This is a genomic window from Mesorhizobium sp. M0854 (assembly GCF_040319815.1).
Lineage (GTDB): Bacteria > Pseudomonadota > Alphaproteobacteria > Rhizobiales > Rhizobiaceae > Mesorhizobium.
In genome coordinates, this window is record NZ_JAMYOL010000008.1 from 1 (window position 1) to 16,901 (window position 16,901).

Below are 16,901 nucleotides of genomic sequence, written 5' to 3' on the forward strand. Positions count from 1 at the left end.
CGAGCCAGTGCGTAATCGGCGAGCGGCTCGAGCTCGAAGCCGAGCTTGCCCATCCACTGCGCCATCTGTGACCGGTCGATCTCGATCTGATCGCGGGCATAGATCGCTTCCTGGCGGTAGAGCGGCAGGCCATCGGCGTATTTCGAGACCGCGATCTGCGCCAGCAGCGCTTCGGTCGGAATGCCGCTTTCGATGATGCGGGCGGGCGCGGCTGCCTGGATGACGCCGTCCCAACCCTTGTAGGCATATTTGGGGCGACGCGTAACGATCACCCGGAACTTCGCCGGGGTGACATCGAGCCGTTCGGAGACGTCCTCGCCGATCAGGATCTTTTCCAGCGCTTCGCAGCCAGCAGGCGTTTCGGGCTCGATGACCACCTCGACCCGTTCGAGATGGGCCGCAAAGCCTTTGCGAGGGCGCGGGGCGCGCTTCGCTTTCGAGCCGCCCGCAGACTTCTCCATCTGCGCTTGGATGGCCGCCACGCCGGTTTCGATCTCGTCGAAGACCAGAGCGTACTGCTCCTCGCTGAGCGCACCGGCCCGCAATCTTTCGGAGCGGCTGCCGAAGCGCGACCGCTCCAGCATCTTCACCACCGCCGTCAGTCGCGCGATCGTAAGCGCCAAGCTGACCCCATCTGGCGCGGCTTGGTGCGCCACAACGGCCCCTCGATCGAGATCGATGGCGAAGCGCAAAACGACGGTCTTGCCGCGCGAAGCCGTATAGAATGTTTCGCGGTCGGCGAGCGCATCCTCGCTCGACACCATTAGAGCCACTGAGCGACTTCGAAACGGCGTAAGACCGTATGTCCGCCTCTGCCCGTGAGATGGCTCGTCCTCCTGTGATGAGGATCGGCTCGGCCCGCCCAACCCCTAGGACGTAGGTAGGGCGAGCCACTTCACGGGCAGGGGCGGACATACAGTCTTACAAAACAGCGTGCTTGGCGGGGAGATCGGCAAAAGCGATCACTTCCGCTGGCGAGCGCGATTAGTCTAGTCCTCATTTGCCAGGCCGGCGCACGTGACGGGGCGCAGCCAAGGCCCTCCGGGACGCGGGACGGATCGGAGATCAGGTTAGCCTGGACGCCCCGCAGAGACTGTTCTGAAACGACAGGCGATGCTTTTCCCAAGACCCACAACCATGCCCACACGGTGCTTACTGACGCAGAGGCGCCGGCACCGTCATTATACACCGCGGAGAGCGCCGTATTGGCAGGCAAGACGACCAGATTTGATATCCGTCATTTTATCGCGCCCATTGATGCGGCATAATCCGCAATCCGAACCTTGTTGGAGAAAAAGAGATCATGCAAAGCATCTCCCGCCGTCTATTTGCAAGGTGGGTCACGTTAGCACCATGGAGTGTTAGTTGGGGTGCTGCAGTGTCGCAAGCTTCAGCCGCGACCCCGCTGTCTGGCGATCGGGAGCCCGCCCGGATCGCATCAACCGAGAATATGAACGCAATGCTTCAACAAGTGATGGATGCGGCCGATGCTGCAATTTCGGCCAGTGGTGTTGCAGATTTTGCCAGCAAAGCCGTGGCAGAAGCCACCAGTATTCCATTGGCAAAACAGTTTCTGCGGCTAGCAGGGTACGCGCGATCCGGCGATGGCGGCGGCGCGCTCTATAGAAAAGTGCATACTGAACCAAGACATCACGGCAAAATTCAAAGCGCCGATGGCGCATGGTGGGAATTAGCGGAGGAGGTCATCACTCCGAACATGGTGGGCGGCGACTTGGCTTCAGTCATCGCGATCGGCCCGAACGGTTTTGTCCCAGCAGGTACCGTTCTCGTCGACAAAACGATCGCATATCCTACGTTGACACCCTATGGCGGCGGGGCACTGCGTGGGCAGGGAATGGAGACGTCGAATGCTTTTTCGCCCAGAGCGGCGAGTTCCAAATCGACCATAGCATGGAACGGCACCAGCGGCGGCACCCTGATGGAATTGGATGGGCAACTCGGGCTGCTCTTCGAACAACTTTCTTTCGTGGGCAAGCCTTCACTGAGGGCTCCTAGTCGCGCCGGCATATGTCATCACTGGCTCCAGACGACCAAAGCGTTCGGGTCTGGCGAAAGTCTCTATGTCGAATGCTCGTTTCAGCACTTCGGCACCGCAATTAAGTTTGCCAATAGCCGGGGCGATGCCACTTGCGCCGGTATGCATTTCCTAAAGTGCGTCGTTCAGAACCTCGACACCTTCATTCATGTCATGAATGATCAGGGCCTCAACTACGTTCTGGATCACGTCTCTTGCAATTTTATTGATCGGGTCGCCCTTTTTGAACGCGGCGGGAATCTCGATATGAGAAACGGCAATCTCGCGGGCTGTGGAACTATCAACTGGTGCTTTGAACTAGCTGCAATCGGTAGCAATCTTTATGTCAACAGCTTCCGCAATGTCCGAATCGAACAAGGCACCAAGCGACTTCTCAAAATGACCGGATCGGGGAGCGTTGTTTTTGACGGCCTCACCGAAGCACAGCCAAATCAAAGCGTCACGATGTTTGAACAGATAGGGGGGATTCTCACGGTCCGCAATGCACATCTGACCACCAACGGTGCCGCCAATCCAACCTTCGTTGTCCGCAACCAGGACGGCGGTTCTCCCGGGATTCTCTTTTTAGAGAACGTTCACTTCGCGGAGAACACGTTTGTACTAACAGACTGGGTCAGCCGACCGAGCACGAGCGCAAGCTCTATCGTGGTGATGAAGAATTGCACCCATGGGACCAATTTCCAGCCAATCCCGAATTTCTCAACCCATCTCGCATATGGCAAACCCCGCACTTGTGCTCAGACCACGACCAATTCGAGCAAGCCGCTGACAATCGAGGGTGAAGCACGAGGGCTTCATACGGTTGTCCAACTACCTACCGATACTCTAACCACGATCAACATTGTGATTGAAGGCGTGGACAGCGCCCGTAAGATTGTCTTCTCCGGGGCGCGCAGGGCAGTGTGCCTAAATAGCAGCTTTGTCTGCACTCTGGTCAGTTTACAGATAATTGGAACTGACTATAATCCTTTTGCGATGGAAGCTCCTCCCCAGGTGTTGGTTTCGCAACACCTGAATGCCATCGAGGTTACTGTCACCGGCTTGCGAGAAACTTTGATCAATTGGACAGCTATCTTTGAAGGTCAGCCACGACCAATTTAGATGTGAGCGCACCTCCGCGAGGGCTTGCATCATTGGCTTGGGCAAGCCACATAGCCTGCCCATGACTGCGAAGGCAACTGGCACAGGAACCCTTTCTCCGAGAACTCCTTTGCAAGATCGGTGCCTGAAGACGTAAAGCACTGAACGGCCAAGGCTCTGCCAAACTTGAGACCGACTTTACCGTCGCACGGCGTGCCGCTCCCCACAGGACGGCAGGTCACGACACTTTGCTCGTAACTTTTTCGAGCAGCCGCGGTTATTAAGCCCACTGGCCCCAAGCGAGGCTCAGACGAAACGCCACATAAAACCACGTGGTAACCGCCCACTCTGATATCTCTTATGGAAATGATAGACAGTCTTCCAGTAAATGGAGCAGTCGGAACATCTGCTTTTGGGACACGGGCGATCCGCTTATTAATTTCAGAGATAGAAATTATTCCAAAAACCAAAGCGAAGAGGAGCGCGACAATGAATATTACGATCCAAGCTCTTGCTGTCAACGTGAACTCCTCCGAGCCGAATGCGGTTCAAGAGCTGAATGCTCCATTGTCCAACTGGGAGATATTTGGTTTGGGGGCGATCGCTATCATACTCTTTGCCAATGGCGGAATTCTGCCCACTCGATCGAACGGACAATATCCAATCCCACCTCTTCAAGTAGCATTCCCAGTGTCTTTATGGACCAAAACTTAATATGGCCGCCGTCCCAGAGAGCCCAGAAATGGTTGTCCATCTTCCCAGTAACCGCGAGCACCAAATTTTTTACGTATCCATGATAAGGGGTTGAGGTGTTCCACGACCTCGAGGCTAAGAACGGTGTCGAACGTACCATATTTAGCGGACAGGTCATCATACGCCGACCCAATCTCGATTTTGAGGTTGGGTACGCGCGATTGGCCATTGCGACGGCGGAGGAAGAGGCATCGATGCCAACAACGGAATATTTTTCGCTTAGTTCGCTCGCAACGCTGCCATTGCCGCAGCCCAGATCAAAAATTCGCTTCGAGTTCGTCTCGGCTAAGATGCGCTTAACCGCGGGCTCTAATATTAGGTGAGAGCTATTTTTCTCTGCGGTGTCATTATTCATATTCAATGTTTCATTCGTCAGCCATGGTCGTGCTACTCCGTCTTGATAATATAAGGTACCTTCGCCTTCAAACACCCGACCGCAAATCGATCCCCGTTCTATCCTTGATAGCCTCTTCAAGTGACATATTTGTCTTTTTGGCCAGATCTATAATTTCGTCTACCTTGGCATCAACCAACGTTCTGTAAAGAAAGCCCTGCAAAAGGTGAAAATATAAACCCTGCTTTCCATCCAAAAATCCAAGCAAGATCGCGTACCTATAAAGGAAATAAGCAGACGCCCTCAATGTTGTCGGCATTTTCAGATATATTTTCTCTTTCATAAAACGCTTGACTGCCGCTGGCGCACTTAGTTTCCTATCTTTGTCGACTTTTGTATTAAACTCTTTAATATTTTTACTAAGAATATCTGCGGCCTCACGCGAGGCGTAGGAATTGTGCTTCGACATCCACCAAGTCAGCGATTTCAAATTACAATCTGACAGACTTAAGCTGGATTTCTGGACACCGCGCTCAACAATTATGTGCTCATCCATCCAGCGCTGTTCGCACTTGCCGCGTCCATTACGCCAAAGCCGAAGCTGCCAACTTGGCTCGATGCCGCCAAACCGAATCCTACGCCCTAGAAAATAGATGCGTCGCTTGATAAGTATTCCGTCACAGTCAGCGGCCGCTTTTGAAACAGTGTCAGCCAGACTATTAAGTTGTCTTGTGTTAAGGACTTCGTCAGCATCGATGCGAAGCAGCCAACCCCCCTTGTCGGACAACAAATCAATGCCAAAGTTCATTTGCGTCGCATAATTCACCCATTGATTCTCGACTACTACCGCACCCAAGGACACTGCTATCTTGCGAGTGCTGTCGCTGGATCCGCTATCAATGACCGTAATACTTGTCACTCGACCAAGAAGACTCTCGATACACCGCCCAATGTGAATCTCTTCATCCTTCGTGAGAATGAGAGCATGGATGTGAGGAGACCTATTTATTTCCCGCCTCGGAACGGTCGAGGGTTCGGCTTCAGCTGGGGCTCTCATGCTCACCGTGACCCGACCTGTCGAGCCGGATTTCCAGCCACCACGACTCCAGGCTCCAAATCCTTAACAACAACAGCACGCGCGCCTACAATTGCACCTTTCCCGATTTTCACTCCCGGCCCGACGAATGCGCCGGCCGCGACCCATGCTCCATCCTCTATTGAGATATTGCCAACGACGAGAGGAAAATTGGGATCGCGATAGTCATGGGTCGCAGAACACAAATATGCGCCCTGACTGATGGTGACGTAATCGCCGATTGCAATTTCTGCGACCGAGTAGCAAGTCGCCTCTGGACCCAGGCAACTTGCTCTTCCCATACGCAGGTTCCACGGTGCCCAAACGCGCGCCGACGGATATGGATGAGCGCCAACTTCGATTTTCGCGCCAAAGCTCCGCAGCAAAAAGCACCTCCATCGATGAAACGGCGTTGGAGACCATCCGTAAGCCGTTCTCTCAACTAATCGCCAAAGGGCACGTCTTAGCTTGTCACTTCCGCTCGGCGCCGGCACCGCTGCTAATTTGAACGACCTTTTATGTAACATCGAACTTAGTCCATTATCACGCACTTCGGTCGGTCAGCTCGCCCATCGCACCACCGGTAAACGTTCTCCATCTCAGCGCCAATACCATCCCATGAATAATCCCTTTCCATCCAAGAGCGCCCCCGTGCGCCCATCGCTTCTCGAACCTTCCTGGGCATCGACATCGCGTCATTAAGTGCTCTTACCAAAGGCTCTATGCCGTGGTCGATCCACCACCCGCAGCCCTCAATATCCAATCCGGCCCAAGGAGCCCCTTTGGTTGAAATAACAGGCACCCCGTTTGACAGGGCTTCAGCTACCACCATCCCAAAGTTCTCATCGAGCGTCGGCAACACGAAGAGATCCGCCGACCGATAGGCCATGGCTTTTTTCTCACCGTAAAGAGCGTCATCAAATGATACTCGCTCCAAACCCAGCCTTGCTGACATTGCCTTCAGTTCGGCTGGATAGCTGCCTTCTAGTGGCCCAATTACCCTAAGGCGCCAATACGGGTTCTGGCGCTCGACTTGGGCCCAAGCAGCCAGAAGGCGGTCAATTCCCTTCTTGGCATGAATTCTGCCGAGATAAAGGACCGTGTCCATTTGCTCCTGGGATTTTGGTTGATCGGCCGTGACGCTCTGGTTCCGAGCCGGCACGTCGATTCCGTTGGGTACTACTGCAACTGGCGCCTTAAATCCGAGCCTTCGAATATCATCGTACTCTTGGACGCTAGTCGCGTGAAAGCAACTCACGACTTCGACCGCGGAGCGCTGTGCGATGCGCCAGACAATCATCTTCTTGCGACGAGAAAATTCGAGAGCCGGAGAGCCAAGCATGCCCCTGGGAGAAAGAAGTAACGGCCGGCTATGCCGTCGGGCACTCCAACTCGGATACACGTTCGGCATCAGCCATAGACCGTGCGTATGCAAGATCCCGCCAGCAGTTGCGAACCGATCAATAGCAGCCCGGAGGGCTCTGGACACGTACAAGTTGGAAAGGACAGGAACAGAACCAAAATCTTGTTTGAACACACGACAATCAACGCCACCCCGCAAAGCCATGGATGAGTTTCCAACGCTAAACAGTCCCGATTGCAGCCCTCTAGCAGCCAAAGCCGATGCAAGCCGTGTGACCGAATAACTTGGGCCTGCGGCTTCAGATTCGACAGAAGCCACAATTTGAAGAATGCTCAAGCTCAATCCTTCTTTAGCAGCGCGTGGATTCAATTCACCGTTCTCGCTCTACACCTGGGTTATTTTTTTACTTTGCCCAGTATGTTCACGCGTAGCGATTCAAGCGCAGTAGTACTATTGACGATGCGCTCATACGCGGAACCAAACAAAAAAAGCGGAAGAGACCGCCTCATGTAAGACGGCTCTGGCTCGATCATGCGGAGTTCAATCCCGGAGAAACCTGCAGCCAATGTTGCCTTTTCAAGAGATTTACGCCGGTTCATCCTGTAAAAGGTAGGCCAGGGCTCATGTGCATCCATATTCATTCCACGTGCCGCGTTGGCAACACGCAAGTGAACCCAGTGAGGGGTCATTGCGGAGATCAACGTTACATAGTGAAATAAATTCGGAGTGCGAAAGTAAAACGAGGATCCGGGCTTCAACACTCGGTGCACCTCTTTCAGAAACCTTGCGGGGTTCTCCACGTGCTCTAAAACGAAGTCTGCAAAAACCAGATCAAAGTAGCCGTCTTCCTCGGGGATTTGGCCATTTACTATTGTCCCTGCCCTGTCCAACTCTTCGTTCAGCAAAACGGCTGGATCAATATCAACCCCCACGATCTCCTTGACCTCGCCCCTCAATACCCTTCGAGGATCCCGTGTCGAGGGACCTGCACCTATGTTTAATGCCTTGAAATTCGGATTTAGCTCCGCACGGATCCAGTTGTAGAACGCAGTAGTTCCATTCAACGATTGATCTCGATATAGCCGCTTATACAGTCGTTCAACCATCGGCAGACTACTGTTGGACGTGTCATTGCCCGGCATTTACGCTCCTTAATTGGCTAAAATTGAACCTTTTGTCTTCTCACCGGCTACCCAGACTTCGGGACCGTCCCAACAATCCGCGCAGGCACGCCAGCCATAATCGCGCCCTCGGGAACGTCCCTTGTAACAACAGCTCCAGCGCCAATGACTGAATGGGCACCTATCTTCTGGCAACCAGCTAGAACGATCACGCGAGCCCCTATCCAAGCCCCCCTTCCAATGCTCTTGTTCATTGCAACAGGGTCTGATCTCGGGTCAAATCCGTGATTATGTGTATACAAAACCACTCCTTCAGAAATGAAAGCTCCGTCTTCGATTGACATTCCCCCCGTGTAATCGATCCTAACCGCGCCGTTTATTACTACATCGTCGCCAACGACAAGCTGACTGCCAAGCGACTCGCTTGAGGCACCCACGCCGCATGAGATCGTGCACCGCGAGCCAAGAGTGACAGACCCAGGTCGATCAATGCGGGCGAAGCGTGCTATCGTCGTTCCTCTGCCGCATTGCCTTAGCGCGCTTCTGTAGGTGATGGTCCAAACTGAATCAAGTATTCTTCTCCAAAAGTACGCCGCCAACCGGGGGGCAATCAATATAAACGGAATCTCACGCACAGGAATTTCTCCTCATCTCATTTTTAAAAAAAGATACACAAGGGAGAATGACAACCTGGCGAAGGCACTTCCCGCGAAACTGACCGCTACAGCCAGACCGATGTTAGGGGATCCAGCGTCAAAGAGGTATTCTGGCGCAAGAAGCACGACAAATACCAGAATGCCTACTATCGGACCAGTGGTATAAACTCTTGTCGCGCCGCGAGCGACGACCGACAATCCAAGAAAACCCGATGAGTGAACGAGGATCATTGCGACAGCCGTCAAATATAGTCCCGTTCGCATCTCCACGCTGGCATTCCCAAACACCAGGGTGAGCGCTCGATCGCTTATAAATACAGAGACCATGAAAAACGCCACCCCTATGGCCAGCCCGACGGAAATACCTTTGAATATATTTATAGAGTACGCAGCTTTATTCCCACTCCGGTGAACCCTTATCGCTTCTGGCAGAAACATGAAGCCGACCGCAGTCGCCAGCATTTGGAACGGGACGAACAATGTCTGGGCCGCACCGACAAAGCCCATTATTTGTGCGGAACTTGTGAGAAAAATGCCGAACCGAAAGCAGTTCGTATGCACGCTGTCCAACGCCGGAAACATCCCTACCCAAAGGTTATCCATGACAAGACGGCGTATTCTCTTAAAGCTTGTTCGCCCAATCATATGCCATGTAGGGCCAGGTTGCATCGACATGTAGACGTCCAACAGAACAGACGTTGCAATCACGCATGCCGACGAGAGAATGGCGGCTTCGATGAAACTTCCTCTGAGATAAATTACCCCGAGAAAGGGCACCATACCTGCCACGCCCCTGCCGGCAAAAGAGAGTGCGATGCGCTCCTGTTGATTGTCGCGTTGGTATATTCCTATTATAAGGTCGCTTAGTTGGTCCCCAACCCGTCCTGCTATCAACGCGAGCGCAATCCATTTTTCAAATGATGCCGTATCTTTCAAAGAGAAAATAACCAAGGCCGTCATCGTATACGAAAAAAGCACACCAGCGACGCGCAATATCAGTGCGTCGTACACCACCGAACCGTCGACGCTTTCGAGCGACATAACGACTCTTAGATTCAGGCCGAAAAGTAGGCACAGCGGCGCAAATATCGAAAGCCCCAGCGTGTATACCCCAATAGTCGAGGCCATGTTGTGGTGAGAGAGCACGAGAATGCAAATGGCTTGGGATGCAGCCCAAACTGCCTGCCCCATTAGATTGATGGTTGTTTTCTTCAATGACTCGTTCCGGTCGGCGACGACAGCGAGGCTGCGCGGCCACGGGTGGCGACCACCACGGCTAAATAAAGGGCAACACTTGCTTGGCTGCCTTGTACAGGAGCAATACAAGAATTGCTCCAATGACTGAAGAGATCAGGTTCACAATGCGAAGATTTGACATTTCAAAATTTAGGAACAAATTGCATACAATCACAATTCCGATTATCGAATCCGGGTTCTTCATGGAATAGGCATAGCCCTTAGCTAGCAGATAGCCGACGAACCAGCCTGAGATCAGTACGCCTGCCAGTCCGGCGTTCATGTATCCAGTGCCAAGTGTCTCCCCCGGCCACGAATTATGAACGATGTCAGCGGCTGGTGTACCCGGCTCCAAGAGATATCCCAAAGTTGCTGCTCTTATGTACAGCCCGTCGTCAACAGGTGGCTTAAATTCATATAGAGAACTCGGCAAAAAGGCGGTAGTAAGATCAATAAAAGTTCTTCCGAGATAGAAATTACCCCAGTTAAAGAAGTTTGTCGCGAACAGGTAAGTATCTATGTAGCTAAGTGAAATTATTAGCGAACTATACGAATCTAGCGTCATTGACGCCAAATTTTGAAAGTTTTCTGTCAAACCATCTAACGAGTTTGCGTCCCTATAGATAAGAACAGCAAAATAATACAATATTACTGACGCATATAACACCGACAGTACCAGTATATTCTTGATACTAAATCGCATAAACTTCGGATTCGACAGAGACGCAACCATGATTATCGTTAGCAGCAGCTGGAGCGTGTCCTTTCTTCCGCCAAAAATGCTTGACGTTGCAGCTCCCGTTACAAAGGCAGAAAAAAGGAGGAGACCACTGATCACGCCCCCCTTCGTGGCCACTCTCCGAGTGGCAGCAACGTTAGCCAACAAATAAGAACTTGAGATTATAAAATTCAGCGGGCCTAAACCTGATTGCAATTCTACGCGCCGGGAGACGTTGCTCAAAAGGAACTCGAGTCCGCCCGAAGCCCTGATCTTGGCATAGAAAGCTAAGGTGCCGACTGCTACAAAAAATATGATAGAGCCGATGCTCTCGAAGTTGGTAAGATGTACCCTCGAACGCCTAAGGTTTTCTAGTGAATTGAAGCTTCCCACGCTTGAATAATAAGCTGTGTAGATTGTCAAATTCAACAGTGAGTAGCAAAATATGGTCCAAGTTAAGCTTGCTTGAAAATCTGACGCCACGACCGAGAATACACTTGGCTGAATGTATTCCGGATAATTTGAAACGATTATCATGGCAGGCACCATAATAAGTACCTGAACACACGCGTACAGCTTAATCGGCTGGAATATCTGCTTGCTACGCTCAACGACGAAGGGAACTGCGTTGCACAGAGTAAATATAGCAATTGTAACATAGGTTGCTACCATCTAACTGAAGACACTCGTTGGATATACTTCTGGCAGTGGTTTCAATTCCGTCAATTCCCTCTCCTTATCGATACCAGCTGCTTCAGCTTGCGCGCAGGTTTTGCGACAAGTGCATAGTCAACCGGACCCGATCCGAGCCAACGCCGGCGTGCCCGCAGCGCTTCGAGATTGTGGCCTATGTGAGAGGCAAGACTTCGCGTGCTGGCTCCGCCAACCATCATGTCTACCAACACGTGGCCGGTCGCAGCGGTCTGGAATCCGTGAACCTCAACGGCTCTCAACATCCAGTCATAATCCGATGCCACTTTGAGGCTGAGATCGAATGCACCGACCACGTCCGCCACCTTCCGCTTGACATAGAACGTTGGATGGGCCGGCATCCATCCGGTCCGAAAACCCTTCACGGGTCGGGCCACGGCACGCCAACGGCGTACGATCCGCTTGCTCAAATGGTCTTCGACGAAATCAAGGTCGCCATGCACGATGTCGGCATGTTCGAGTCCTGCGGAGATCCGTCCCAGCGCCGCACGATCGTGAAAGCAATCGTCTGAATTCAGCACGCCTACCGCGTCTCCGGTATAGAGGCGCAGCCCCTTGTTGAGGGCATCATACATTCCGCAGTCTGGCTCGCTGACCAGCCGGATCTGGTCCTGTGGGTAAGACCGGACAATTTCCAGCGTTTCGTCCGACGAGTTGCCGTCGATGACCACCAGCTCCTTGTCGTTATGATCCTGGGCCAGGAAGCTGTCGATCGTATGCCTGATAGTCGCCGCAGAGTTCCAACAGACGGTCAAGACGGAGATTTTCATGTCGACCCCGCCCAACGCCGCTTACTGTGCCGCAACGCGAATGCGATCCTCGTCCAGGCGCCGATGTTCGGATTCCTGTCTGACCGTTTCGAGGTCGGACTGGACCATTTCCTGGACCATCGTGGCGAGCGATGTTGTCGCCTTCCACCCAAGAACGCGCTCCGCTTTCGAGGCGTCCCCGATCAGAAGCTCCACTTCGGTCGGCCTGAAATAACGCGGATCGACCTCGACCAGAACGGCGCCTGATTTTGCATCAACGCCTTTTTCCTTAATGCCGGAACCAGTCCACCGGATCTCGATCCCGACCTCCTTAAATGCAAGCTCGACAAAGCGGCGGACCGAATTCTTTATGCCGGTTGCAAGGACATAGTCGTCGGGAACTTCATGCTGAAGAATTCGCCACATGCCTTCGACGTAATCGCGGGCGTGCCCCCAATCCCGTTCAGCCGATAGATTGCCAAGGTAGAGCTTGTCCTGAAGGCCGAGGCTGATTGCAGCAGCCGCGCGCGTGATCTTGCGGGTGACGAATGTCTCGCCGCGCATTGGGCTCTCGTGATTGAACAGGATGCCATTAGAGGCATGGATATCGTAGGCCTCTCGATAATTCACGGTGATCCAGTAGGCATAAATCTTTGCCGCGGCATAAGGCGACCGCGGATAAAAAGGCGTGGTCTCGCGTTGCGGGATCTCCTGAACCTTGCCGTAGAGCTCGGACGTCGATGCCTGATAGAAACGCGTCTTTTTTGTCAGGCCAAGCAGCCGGATCGCTTCCAGGAGACGCAATGTGCCGATCGCATCGGCATTCGCCGTATATTCCGCGGTCTCGAAGCTCACCTGGACATGCGACTGTGCCGCGAGATTGTAAATCTCGTCGGGCTGCACTTCCTGCACGATGCGGATGAGGTTGGTGGCATCGGTCATGTCACCATAGTGCAGCGAGAGCCTTACGTTCTTTTCATGTGGATCCTGATAGAGATTATCGATACGACCCGTATTGAACGACGACGACCGCCGCTTGATGCCGTGGACATCATAGCCCTTTGCCAAGAGAAGTTCCGCCAGATAGGCGCCGTCCTGGCCGGTGATGCCGGTAATGAGCGCGGTCTTCCTAGTCATTGTGCTTCTCCGAGGTCGATACGACGGTATTTTTCAACGCTGATCAGCATAACCTTAGGCATTGCAAAAAATACCATTTCAAAAAAGCTGGTGGCTATCCCCATCCTGCGAAGCTCGTGAGCGGCCGATCTTTGCCGCCTTGTCAACGCGCGCCAAATCCCGTCAGCATGGTTCGGATGGTTCGAAACACGATCAGCGCGTCGAGCCAAGGGGAGAAATTCTTGATGTAGTAGAAGTCGTAGTGAAGTTTTTCGAGAACGTCGTCCACGGCTGCAACATGGCCCTGGTTGACTTGCGCCCATCCGGTAATGCCAGGCCGCACGATGTGACGGTAGCGATAGAATGGCAGCTCCGCCTCGTACCATTTCGACAATACAAGTGCTTCCGGCCGCGGTCCGATCCAGCTCATCTCGCCGCGCAGGATGTTGAAGGCCTGCGGCAACTCGTCGATTCTGGATTTTCTCAAGAATTGCCCGAAACGGGTGATGCGTGTATCGCCAGCCTTCGTGATGGCCGCTTCCTTCTCGTCAACAGCCGTGTCGCTGAGCTTCATCGTTCGAAACTTGTAGACCTCGTAGGGATGCCCTCTGTAGCCCATTCGCTTCTGTTTGAATAGCGCCGGTCCAGGCGAATCGATCTTTACGGAAATCGCCACGAACAACAGCAATGGCGAGAAAACAACCAGCACAAATAACGCAGCAGCCCAGTCTATCCCCTGCTTAATTTTCAGGTAAGCCTGGTTTGGATTCAAGGAGCCTAGAGTGTTTTCAGAAAGATGCTCGATCTCTACCCTGCCTGTGAGCGACTCGCTTATTTGTTTGACGTGATAGACCGGTGTTCCCGAAAGCGCGCGGTCGGCAATATACCGCTCCCACTCATCTGAGAGGTCAGCTCGAAGATCGGCTACCACGCCGGTCGCATGCTCGACGACCGTGTCAGCCGAAAGAATCCTGTGCCAGTTAACGCCCGGTATGCTCTCCAGCCTGTCGACGTCTCCGCCAGGAATTATCGCCAGCCGGTGTGCATCGAGCCGCCGCGTGGCCAAGCTTAAACCAAAATACCACAATGTCGATTGAATGAAGCTCGCCGCGGCCTGGAACCGACTATAGTCGAACCTGAAGAAGAAGATCGTCGCGAACACCAGGCCGTAAGTCAGGGCGAAGGTTGGCAGGATGTAACCAGCGGCGGCCACGCCTGGGAAATTGCCGATGCGTTTGTAAAAGAAGTAGCCGGTGGTGTGCGCAATGAGCGCCGCAATTATCGTAACCTGTAAGTTTGAGTACAGGATAACGTCTTGATCGACCGACATACGGATCAGCGCGGGCAGCAGAATCGCGAATGTCAATCCGCCAAGCAGCTGAAAGCGCATCCGGAGCAGGAGATGCCGTTTGTTGGGTAAATGGACGGTGGTGGCGATCAATTTGAATCCCGCGAATCGGGCCCCATGAAAACCTGGACTTTCACTGGACAGGATGCTGCTCTCGGCCGACGCTCGAATAGGCTATGCCTTCCCTAACGACGTCCTCGCCGCGGTAGACATTTCGCAGATCAACCATCACCGGCGTCGCCATGAGTGCACGGAGCCGCTTGAGATCCAACGACCGAAACGCATTCCACTCGGTGACGATAACGATCGCATGCGAGCCGTCGGCCACCGCGTAGGCGCTTTCCCCGAATTCAATGCCTTCGATCATCTTGCGCGCCTGCTCCATGCCGACCGGATCGTAGGCCTTGATCGAAGCGCCCGCGTCCTTGAGTGCCTGAATGATGGCCAATGAGGGCGCGTCGCGCATGTCGTCGGTGTTCGGCTTGAACGTAAGGCCAAGGATGCCGATGGCCTTGCCGCGCACAGATCCGCCGCAGGCCTCGACCACCTTGCGCGCCATCGCCCGTTTGCGCTGGTCGTTTATCGAGACCGTCGTTTCAATCAGCCGCACGGGGCTTGCCGCGTCCTGCGCGGTCTTGACCAGTGCCAGCGTATCTTTCGGGAAACAGGAACCGCCATAGCCCGGCCCGGCATGAAGAAACTTTGCGCCGATGCGGTTGTCCATGCCGATGCCGCGCGCGACGTCCTGCACATCGGCCCCCAACCGCTCGCAGAGATCGGCAATTTCGTTGATGAAGGTGATCTTCATGGCCAGAAACGCGTTGCCGGCGTATTTAGTGAGCTCCGCCGTACGCCGGCTCGTATAGAATATCGGTGCGGCATTCAGCGAGAGCGGCCGATAGATCTCGCCCATGACCGCCTTGGCCCGTTCGGCATCGGTGCCGACAATAATGCGGTCGGGCCGCTTGAAGTCCTCGATCGCCGATCCTTCGCGAAGAAATTCCGGATTGGAGACCACCGCAAAATCGGCGGCCGGATTTTGCTCGCGAATGATCCGTTCCACCTCATCGCCGGTACCGACGGGGACGGTCGATTTCGTCACCACGACCGTAAATCCCTTGAGCGCGCGGCCGACTTCAGCGGCCGCGTCGTAGACGAAGGACAGATCGGCGTGCCCGTCACCACGCCGTGACGGCGTGCCCACGGCTATGAAGACCACATCCGATTGAGAAACCGCATCGGCCAGATTGTCATCGAAACGCAAGCGGCCTTGCGCGGCGTTGGTGGTGACGAGGTCGTCGAGCCCTGGCTCATAGATCGGTATCTTACCAAGTTTGAGCATGGCAAGCTTTTCCGCATCCCGGTCGACGCAGCAGACCTGATGGCCAAAGTCGGCGAAACAGGCGCCCGAGACGAGCCCTACATAGCCGGCACCAATCATTGTTATTCGCATACCGCGTACCCTCAATCAGCGCCGATGAGACGATCTCGCAGACAGCGCCCATTTCCCACCGAACGACGGCTACCGCACTCCCGGGTGAAAACCCGAGAGCGCATCCTATAACAATTTACATCACGGTGCCGCCTTGATGTTTGCGGCTACGCGATTGCTACGAGATCCCTGGCATCCAAGTCGACAGGGATTTCGCCATTCATGATGGCCACCAGAACCCGGGCTCGTCCAGCTGGATCGAGCCGGTCAAGGCGACCGATTGTATCCGCGAGAGGGCCTGAAAGGATTCGGACCGAGGCACCGGCTGCGAGGCCTCCACTGAAATCAAGCAGCCCGTCCTCACCGGTCAATGCAATGAAACGCTCGACCAGACCCGAGGGGACCGGCAAAGGCCGGTCGCCTTGCGTAACGAGGGAACGCACACCGAATGTTCCATTGACCGAGCGCCAACGTTGCAGTCCGAGGTCAAGGGCGATGAACATATAGCCCGGGAAATAAGCTGCGGACCGTGTTTCGAGCCGCCGGGCATGACGCACGGTTTTCTCGCAGCGAGGCACAAAGGGCTCGAATCCCTGGATCCGGAGATGCCGCTCAGCGACATGCTCCTTTCCGGGAAAGACGCTGGCCGCATACCAGCGCGTTGCCGGCGCGGCGGTCGGCCCACGCGACAGGGCTGTTGCCTTGCTCGTTGTTTTTTCCGCGCTACTCACGTGTCTTCCTTCGGCGGTCGGCGACATGATCTCAGGTCAACGGTTACGACAGTGTGTGGATACCAGCAAGCAACCAAGCCACTAAAGTCAAGGCGGTTGGGTTAAGAATTTCCTACACATTGTCCAGAAATTTAGCTGTGCCTAAATAATCACCGAGCCGCTTTCTTTTTCAGCTGGCTGAGATGCTATGTCGAGCAATTTATTTCCATACGTAGGTGCTTGGTTACGCTGGTCGTGACGAATCGCCCGTTGGTTCTGGTACTTAGTCCGTCGACTTAAAGCTAATGTGACGAATGGCGTCGCGCTAGAAGCCAGCCGCCAGCGAGAAAGATCCTGCACGGCCACACCAACTACGGCGAAAACCATTCGACAGATTGTCGCGCAGAACAGGTTGCCATCGAGTCATGGGTTCAGGCAATAGG

The 16,901-nt window shown here is 54.0% G+C and carries 13 protein-coding genes and 2 pseudogenes; 1 reads left to right on the top strand and 14 read right to left on the bottom strand.

Annotation, left to right across the window (positions count from 1 at the left end; all coding sequences use genetic code 11):
* Nucleotides 1–611: pseudogene (locus tag NKH99_RS14685) on the bottom strand (IS66 family transposase); the annotation flags it as partial.
* Between the two features lie 839 nt (nucleotides 612–1,450).
* Between NKH99_RS14685 and NKH99_RS14690 the strand changes: the two are divergent.
* On the top strand, nucleotides 1,451–3,157 hold the full coding sequence (locus NKH99_RS14690; RefSeq protein ID WP_353014449.1) for a hypothetical protein: 1,707 nt from the start codon (nucleotides 1,451–1,453) through the stop codon (nucleotides 3,155–3,157).
* A 527-nt stretch (nucleotides 3,158–3,684) separates the two neighbouring features.
* Here the strand turns inward: NKH99_RS14690 and NKH99_RS14695 are convergent.
* The 13 genes and pseudogenes from NKH99_RS14695 to NKH99_RS14755 form a co-directional block, all read right to left on the bottom strand.
* Nucleotides 3,685–4,244, bottom strand: a pseudogene (locus NKH99_RS14695) (class I SAM-dependent methyltransferase).
* 67 nt (nucleotides 4,245–4,311) lie between these two features.
* Nucleotides 4,312–5,280, bottom strand: a complete 969-nt coding sequence (locus NKH99_RS14700) for a glycosyltransferase family 2 protein (protein WP_353014660.1) — start codon at nucleotides 5,278–5,280, stop codon at nucleotides 4,312–4,314.
* A gap of 2 nt (nucleotides 5,281–5,282) precedes the next feature.
* On the bottom strand, nucleotides 5,283–5,825 hold the full coding sequence (locus NKH99_RS14705; RefSeq protein ID WP_353014450.1) for an LbetaH domain-containing protein: 543 nt from the start codon (nucleotides 5,823–5,825) through the stop codon (nucleotides 5,283–5,285).
* A gap of 5 nt (nucleotides 5,826–5,830) precedes the next feature.
* A complete protein-coding gene (locus tag NKH99_RS14710; protein WP_353014451.1) occupies nucleotides 5,831–6,997 on the bottom strand; it encodes a glycosyltransferase in 1,167 nt (388 codons plus the stop codon).
* Between the two features lie 59 nt (nucleotides 6,998–7,056).
* On the bottom strand, nucleotides 7,057–7,803 hold the full coding sequence (locus NKH99_RS14715; protein ID WP_353014452.1) for a class I SAM-dependent methyltransferase: 747 nt from the start codon (nucleotides 7,801–7,803) through the stop codon (nucleotides 7,057–7,059).
* Between the two features lie 626 nt (nucleotides 7,804–8,429).
* Entirely contained in the window at nucleotides 8,430–9,653 is a 1,224-nt protein-coding gene (locus tag NKH99_RS14720) for an MATE family efflux transporter (RefSeq protein ID WP_353014453.1), read from the bottom strand.
* 61 nt (nucleotides 9,654–9,714) lie between these two features.
* A complete protein-coding gene (locus tag NKH99_RS14725; protein ID WP_353014454.1) occupies nucleotides 9,715–11,064 on the bottom strand; it encodes a hypothetical protein in 1,350 nt (449 codons plus the stop codon).
* A 50-nt stretch (nucleotides 11,065–11,114) separates the two neighbouring features.
* A complete protein-coding gene (locus tag NKH99_RS14730) occupies nucleotides 11,115–11,873 on the bottom strand; it encodes a glycosyltransferase family 2 protein (protein WP_353014456.1) in 759 nt (252 codons plus the stop codon).
* Between the two features lie 21 nt (nucleotides 11,874–11,894).
* Nucleotides 11,895–12,989 (bottom strand): GDP-mannose 4,6-dehydratase, encoded by a 1,095-nt coding sequence (gmd, locus tag NKH99_RS14735; RefSeq protein ID WP_502900048.1) that lies wholly within the window; start codon nucleotides 12,987–12,989, stop codon nucleotides 11,895–11,897.
* A gap of 142 nt (nucleotides 12,990–13,131) precedes the next feature.
* Nucleotides 13,132–14,409, bottom strand: coding sequence for a sugar transferase (locus NKH99_RS14740; RefSeq protein WP_353014458.1), 1,278 nt, complete (start codon nucleotides 14,407–14,409; stop codon nucleotides 13,132–13,134).
* A gap of 40 nt (nucleotides 14,410–14,449) precedes the next feature.
* Entirely contained in the window at nucleotides 14,450–15,769 is a 1,320-nt protein-coding gene (locus tag NKH99_RS14745) for a UDP-glucose dehydrogenase family protein (protein ID WP_353014459.1), read from the bottom strand.
* A gap of 146 nt (nucleotides 15,770–15,915) precedes the next feature.
* Complete coding sequence (gene nusG, locus NKH99_RS14750) at nucleotides 15,916–16,506, bottom strand: transcription termination/antitermination protein NusG (protein WP_353014460.1); 591 nt, start codon at nucleotides 16,504–16,506, stop codon at nucleotides 15,916–15,918.
* 114 nt (nucleotides 16,507–16,620) lie between these two features.
* On the bottom strand, nucleotides 16,621–16,845 hold the full coding sequence (locus tag NKH99_RS14755) for a hypothetical protein (RefSeq protein ID WP_353014461.1): 225 nt from the start codon (nucleotides 16,843–16,845) through the stop codon (nucleotides 16,621–16,623).
* Between the last annotated feature and the right edge of the window lie 56 nt (nucleotides 16,846–16,901).

Excerpts from the sequence above, each read along its gene's own strand:
- NKH99_RS14690 (WP_353014449.1), top strand. The coding sequence starts at position 1,451 with ATGAACGCAATGCTTCAACAAGTGATGGATGCGGCCGATGCTGCAATT.
- NKH99_RS14730 (WP_353014456.1), bottom strand. The coding sequence starts at position 11,873 with ATGAAAATCTCCGTCTTGACCGTCTGTTGGAACTCTGCGGCGACTATC.
- NKH99_RS14745 (WP_353014459.1), bottom strand. The coding sequence starts at position 15,769 with ATGCGAATAACAATGATTGGTGCCGGCTATGTAGGGCTCGTCTCGGGC.
- NKH99_RS14705 (WP_353014450.1), bottom strand. The coding sequence starts at position 5,825 with ATGTTACATAAAAGGTCGTTCAAATTAGCAGCGGTGCCGGCGCCGAGC.
- NKH99_RS14715 (WP_353014452.1), bottom strand. The coding sequence starts at position 7,803 with ATGCCGGGCAATGACACGTCCAACAGTAGTCTGCCGATGGTTGAACGA.
- NKH99_RS14725 (WP_353014454.1), bottom strand. The coding sequence starts at position 11,064 with ATGGTAGCAACCTATGTTACAATTGCTATATTTACTCTGTGCAACGCA.
- nusG (WP_353014460.1), bottom strand. The coding sequence starts at position 16,506 with ATGTCGCCGACCGCCGAAGGAAGACACGTGAGTAGCGCGGAAAAAACA.
- NKH99_RS14700 (WP_353014660.1), bottom strand. The coding sequence starts at position 5,280 with ATGAGAGCCCCAGCTGAAGCCGAACCCTCGACCGTTCCGAGGCGGGAA.
- NKH99_RS14755 (WP_353014461.1), bottom strand. The coding sequence starts at position 16,845 with ATGGTTTTCGCCGTAGTTGGTGTGGCCGTGCAGGATCTTTCTCGCTGG.
- gmd (WP_502900048.1), bottom strand. The coding sequence starts at position 12,989 with ATGACTAGGAAGACCGCGCTCATTACCGGCATCACCGGCCAGGACGGC.